We start from the raw sequence: 5,753 nt of genomic DNA, 5'->3' as shown, positions 1-5,753 counted from the left end.
CCCTGCCCCGCCAGCACGCGCAGGATCTGCGGCGAACCCGCGCCAGCGCCGGCGTCCGACAACTGCATCAGGATGCTGGCCAGCGGCAGCGCCGCGCACAGCAGCATGCCGGCGCAGGCGACCGCGTAGCGGGTCTGCGGGCGGGCGCCGCGCAGCGCGGACATCGCCAGCGCCACGGCCCAGCCGATCAGCAGTCCTTGCCAGATGAAGTGCAACAGCGCCCAGCCGACGGCGGGCACCAGGGCGGCCAGGACGCCGTTCATGCGCGCCCCGCCTGCCGTGAAATTCTGCGTATTCCGAGTATCGCTTCCATGCCGCACTCCCCAGTTGATGGATGTAGAATAAATTATCTAGATGTCGATGTCTAGAACTTTTTTTCTACATGCATCCGGCCGGGATTAGTGGGCGCGCTTGGCGCTGATGGTGACGACTGGCATCTTGACGCCGTCCACCACCGCCATCTTGACCGAGCCGGCGTCGATGGCCGGGGTGGTGCGCACTTCGGCGCTGGCGTAGCCGGTGGCGCACAGGATGACTGCGCTGGCGACGAAGATCAGTTCCATGTTTTTCAGTACGTTCATGATGTTTCTCCTTCAGTGGTGGGCCTTGCTTCCATGACTCCACTGTAGTCAAACACCTCGCTGAACGCCTGCGGATTGCGACGGAATGCAGCTTTGGCGGAGCCAGCCGCACTCCGTCGCGACAGGCGTCAGTAGATCACCACCGAGCGGATCGATTCCCCGCTCTTCATCAGGTCGAAGCCCTCGTTGATGCGCTCGAGCGGCAGGCGGTGGGTGATCAGGTCGTCGATATTGAGCTTGCCTTCCATGTACCAGTCGACGATCTTCGGCACGTCGGTGCGCCCGCGCGCGCCGCCGAACGCGGAACCCTTCCACACCCGGCCCGTGACCAGCTGGAACGGCCGGGTGGAGATCTCCTGCCCCGCCGCCGCCACGCCGATGATGATGGACTGGCCCCAGCCCTTGTGGCAGCACTCGAGCGACTGGCGCATGGTGGTGGTGTTGCCGATGCACTCGAAGCTGTAGTCGGCGCCGCCGTCGGTCAGCTGGACGATGGCGTCAACCACGTTCTCCACTTCCTTCGGATTGATGAAGTGGGTCATGCCGAACTTGCGCGCCATTTCCTGGCGGGCCGGGTTGATGTCGACGCCGATGATCTTGTCGGCGCCCACCATCCTGGCCGCCTGGATCACGTTCAGGCCGATGCCGCCCAGGCCGAACACCACCACGTTGGCGCCCGCCTCGACCTTGGCCGTGAACAGCACCGCGCCCACGCCGGTGGTGACGCCGCAGCCGATGTAGCAGACCTTGTCGAACGGCGCGTCCTCGCGGATCTTGGCCAGCGCGATCTCCGGCACCACGATGTAGTTGGAGAAGGTCGACGTGCCCATGTAATGGTAGATCGGCTTGCCGTCGATGGAGAAGCGGCTGGTGGCGTCCGGCATCAGGCCGCGGCCCTGGGTCGAGCGGATCGACTGGCACAGGTTGGTCTTCTGCGACAGGCAGAATTTGCACTGGCGGCATTCCGGCGTGTACAGCGGGATGACGTGGTCGTCCTTCCTGAGCGACTTGACGCCGGGGCCGACGTCGACCACCACGCCGGCGCCCTCATGGCCGAGGATGGCCGGGAAGATGCCTTCCGGATCGGCGCCGGACAGCGTGTAGTAATCGGTGTGGCAGATGCCGGTGGCCTTGATCTCGACCAGCACCTCGCCCTCGCGCGGGCCGCCCAGTTCCACTTCCTCGATCGTCAGCGGTTTGCCCGCCTGCCATGCGATGGCTGCTTTGGTTTTCATTGTTCGTCCTGTGGCTGCGTTGTTCGGGAAACCGGAACGGCGGACCGTTCCGGTGGTTCGCCATGATAGCAAGCCGCGGACGATCTGTGGCGCGGACGATTATTGCGGTTCGGCCGGCATGGATGCGCCGATGCCCAGCAGCTCGGACACCGTGCGCCACAGCTGGCGCGGCGAGGTCCACGGCTTGGGCAGGAAGGCGCCGCCGGCGTTGTGCCGCTCGGGATGGCGCGCCGAGTACGTCAGCACGCGCACATGGGGATGGCGCTGCTGCAGCTGCATCACCAGGCTGGTGCCGTCGCCGTCGGGCAGGTCGGGGTCGATCACCACCAGCGCGAAGCGGCGCTCCAGCAGCATCAGCTCGGCCGCGGCCAGCGAGGCCACGTGGGTGACGTGGGTCTCCGGCACCAGCAGCATCGACAGCACCAGCGCGGTGTCCAGGTCCGCGTCCACGTGCAACACGCGCGGCGCCTCGGCAAACACCGAAAAGCCAATCGCGGCGCCGACATCCTGCTCGCTGAAGGGACGGTAGGTATCCTGGGAAAAATCGGTCGTCATAAGTGTCTCCGCACACAAAACTGATAGGAATGCGGTGCCGGCAGCACGGGGCGCTCATGGCAACGCGGGAGTCGGCGGAGTTGGGCCGAACGGACAATGACGGTCGCAGGGGACAGGCGGCCGGGGAGGCGGCAGGCGCAGGTTGGAGGCCCCGCCGCACTACTACAAAGCGGGCAGGACCGGCCTGCCGCTATGGACACAGTCTACATTAAAGGTGATGCAAAGCAAGAAAATGCCGATAAAAATACCGCCGGCGTTTACTTTTTCAGACGCTGGTTGAAAGCGGTGTGCAAGCTGTTCAACATTTCCTCGGCGGCCAGCAGCTGGTCAGCCACCTCGTTGACCTTGCGGCGGTTGGAGCGGGCGTGGTCGCGCAGCACCTCGAAGGCGGTGTTGCGGTCGGTCTGGAACTTGCACATCAGCAGGCCGACGGCCAGGCTGGTCTCGCGGCCGGCCGCCAGCGCGGCGTTCAGATTGAGCTCGGTGCGGCGCAGCTGGCGGATCTCGTCGGCGCGCGCCAGGCCGGCGGCAAAGGCCGGCATCAGGTGCTTCTCGTCGACCGGCTTGACCAGGAAGCCGACCGCGCCGTAGGACGCGGCCTGCTTGCCGGCGTCGGCGTCGCCGCGGCCGGACAGGAACATGAACGGCACCGAGCTGGTCGCGTGCAGCTGCTTGGCCAGTTCCAGGCCGTTCATGCCGGGCATGTGGATGTCGAGCAGGGCCAGGTCCGGTTCGCGCTGGGCGATCTGCTGCAGGGCCTGCTCGGCCGACGAGGCCTTGAGGATGTCGTAGCCGGCGTGGCCCAGCACCTCGCCCAGGAAATCGAGCAGCAATGGGTCATCGTCGACGATCAGGATCAGACGCTTCTGGCTGGAAGGGACATTCATGTGGCGGCCACCTTAGGCTTAAGCTAACGCCCCAATTATAAGGCGGAAATCCCCCCAAGCCGCTAGCGTTTTATGTGGCTATCTTATCGCCGGCGTACAGCCTGAGAAACGCGGCCACGGCGGCGGCCGGGTCGTCCGCCTGGTAGACGCTGCTGATGGCCGCCACCATGGACGCCCCGCGCGCGGCCAGCGGCGCGGCGTTTTCCGGCGTCATGCCGCCGATCACCACGGTCGGCACGTGGATCGCCGCGCGCGCCTGGTCGAGGATCTCCATCTTGGTAGTGACTGCGTATTGCTTGACGCGCGAGGGGTAGAAACCGCCGAAGGCCACGTAGCTGGCGCCGGCCGCCTGCGCCTGCAGCGCGCGCGGCAGGTCGCCGTAGCACGAGGCGCCGATGATCTTGTCCGGCCCCAGCAGGGCGCGCACCTGCGCCACCTCGGCGTCGGTGCCGCCCAGGTGGACACCGTCGGCGCCGGTCTGTTCGCACAGGTCGACATAATCGTTGACGATGAACGGCACGCCGTAGCGCCGGCACAACGCCAGCAGCGCGCCGGCTTGATCCAGGCGCTGCTGCGGGCCGGCTTCCTTGTGGCGGTACTGCAGCAGCGCCACGCCGGGCCGGGCGTCCTGCGCGGCGGCCAGCGCGCGTTCGGTCAGTTCCAGCAGCCGGCCGGTGTCGTCCCAGTTGGGCGTAACCAAATAAAGTCCTTGCATGATGTGCTCTCGGTTAAATCAGGGGAAGGCGATGCGGGATGCGCTGGCCTGCGGCCACCGTGTAGGCGCCGCGCAGCGCGCGATAGCAGTACTGTTGCGCCAGTTCCAGCGCGCGTTCCATCGACATGCCGAGCGCCAGCTGGCCGGCGGCCGCCGACGCCAGCGTGCAGCCGCTGCCGTGGAATTCACCATCCAGGCGCGGCCAGCGCCAGTCGCGGGAATCGTCCTGCGGCGCGGGATCGGACAGGCGCTGCGGCGGCGCCGCGCCGGGGCCGAACCAGCGGTTGACCACCTCCTCGCCGCTGCCCGCGTCGTGGCCGCCGGTGATCAGCACATGGCGGCAGCCGCGCGCGCGCAGAGCCTGCGCCTGGGCGGACGGTTCGTCGAAGCCGGTCAGCGCCTGCGCCTCCGGGCCGTTGGGCGTGAGCAGCGTGACCAGCGGCAGCAACGGCGCCAGCGCCTGCACCGCGTCGTCGCGCGAGAGCAGGTCGCCGTGGCCGCTGGCCAGCACCGGGTCCAGCACCACCGGCAGCTCCGGCTGGCGCTGGCGCAGGCGGGTGATGATCTCGGCGATGGCCAGCGCGTTGGACGCGCTGCCGGGGATGCCGATCTTCACCGCGCGCACCGTCATCTTGCCGACCAGCGCCTGCGCCTGGCGCAGCACCATGGCGCCGTCGACCGGCTGCACGCCGTAGACGCGGTCGTTGTCCTGCACCGTCAGCGCGGTGGCCACGGTGAGCGCGTGGGCGCCCTGCCCGGCCACCGCCTGCAGGTCGGCGGCGATGCCGGCCCCGCCGGACGGATCGAGTCCGGCGAACACCAGCACGCACGGGCGCGCCACCAGTTGGGCCATCAGCTGCGCCGCCACTTGCGAAGACAAGCGCTCGCTCATGCCAGCCGGCCCGCCATTGGCGAGGACGGCGAGGCGGCGAACTTGCGGGCGATGCGGCCGGCCAGGAAGGCCTCGCGGCCGGCCTGCACGCCCAGCTTCATGGCGCGCGCCATGCGCACCGGATCGCGCGCGCCGGCGATGGCCGTGTTCATCAGCACGCCGTCGCAGCCGAGCTCCATGGCGATGGCCGCGTCCGAAGCCGTGCCGACGCCGGCATCGACCAGCACCGGCACCCTGGCCTGCTCGATGATCAGCGACAGGTTCCACGGATTGAGGATGCCCATGCCGGAACCGATCAGCGAGGCCAGCGGCATCACCGCGACGCAGCCGATGTCCTCCAGGATCCTGGCCTGGATCGGATCGTCGCTGCAATAGACCATGACGTCGAAGCCGTCCTTGACCAGCGCCTCGGCGGCGAGCAGGGTTTCCGGCATGTGCGGGAACAGGGTCTTCTCGTCGCCCAGCACTTCCAGCTTGACCAGCTTGTGGCCATTGAGCAGCTCGCGCGCCATCTGCAGCGTGTAGACCGCGTCCTTGGCGGTGTAGCAGCCAGCCGTGTTGGGCAGGATGGTGTACTGCGACGGCGGCAGCACATCCAGCAGGCTCGGCGCCTTCGGATCCTGGCCGATGTTCACGCGGCGGATCGCCACGGTAATGATTTCCGCCTCGGCGGCATCGGTCGCCTCGCGGGTCTGCTGCAGGTCCTTGTACTTGCCGCTCCCCACCAGCAGGCGCGACTTATAGCTCTTGCCCGCGATGGTCAGCAGGTCTTGGGTTGACGTAGTCATATTTATTTCCTTCTGTCTTTTGGGGTCAAGTCTGGCATTCGGACACGGCCTCTGCCGTAGCGGGCCCGCTACGGCAGAGGCCGTGTCCGAATGCCAGACT

General features: G+C 67.4%; 7 protein-coding genes and 1 pseudogene. All 8 read right to left on the bottom strand.

The genetic code is table 11. The annotated features are described in order from the left end of the window. Nucleotides 1-263, bottom strand: a pseudogene (locus GTP90_RS34595) (M56 family metallopeptidase); the annotation flags it as partial. A gap of 135 nt (nt 264-398) precedes the next feature. Further along, nucleotides 399-581 (bottom strand): hypothetical protein, encoded by a 183-nt coding sequence (locus GTP90_RS34590; protein WP_161087759.1) that lies wholly within the window; start codon nt 579-581, stop codon nt 399-401. A 128-nt stretch (nt 582-709) separates the two neighbouring features. Then, nucleotides 710-1,816, bottom strand: coding sequence for an S-(hydroxymethyl)glutathione dehydrogenase/class III alcohol dehydrogenase (locus tag GTP90_RS34585; RefSeq protein ID WP_161087758.1), 1,107 nt, complete (start codon nt 1,814-1,816; stop codon nt 710-712). A gap of 99 nt (nt 1,817-1,915) precedes the next feature. Next, a complete protein-coding gene (locus GTP90_RS34580) occupies nt 1,916-2,371 on the bottom strand; it encodes a response regulator (RefSeq protein ID WP_161087757.1) in 456 nt (151 codons plus the stop codon). 257 nt (nt 2,372-2,628) lie between these two features. Further along, a complete protein-coding gene (locus GTP90_RS34575) occupies nt 2,629-3,258 on the bottom strand; it encodes an ANTAR domain-containing response regulator (protein ID WP_161087756.1) in 630 nt (209 codons plus the stop codon). 70 nt (nt 3,259-3,328) lie between these two features. Next, entirely contained in the window at nt 3,329-3,973 is a 645-nt protein-coding gene (gene thiE, locus GTP90_RS34570; RefSeq protein WP_161087755.1) for a thiamine phosphate synthase, read from the bottom strand. Between the two features lie 13 nt (nt 3,974-3,986). Then, nucleotides 3,987-4,865, bottom strand: coding sequence for a bifunctional hydroxymethylpyrimidine kinase/phosphomethylpyrimidine kinase (gene thiD, locus GTP90_RS34565; protein ID WP_161087754.1), 879 nt, complete (start codon nt 4,863-4,865; stop codon nt 3,987-3,989). Continuing rightward, nucleotides 4,862-5,653, bottom strand: coding sequence for a thiazole synthase (locus tag GTP90_RS34560; protein WP_161087753.1), 792 nt, complete (start codon nt 5,651-5,653; stop codon nt 4,862-4,864). The genes thiD and GTP90_RS34560 overlap by 4 nt, the downstream gene beginning before the upstream one ends. Nucleotides 5,654-5,753: the final 100 nt, after the last annotated feature.

This window comes from Duganella vulcania (assembly GCF_009857655.1).
GTDB lineage: Bacteria > Pseudomonadota > Gammaproteobacteria > Burkholderiales > Burkholderiaceae_D > Rugamonas > Rugamonas vulcania.
Note: the sequence above shows the minus strand (reverse complement) of the source record. Positions and strands in the feature narration are given on the sequence as shown.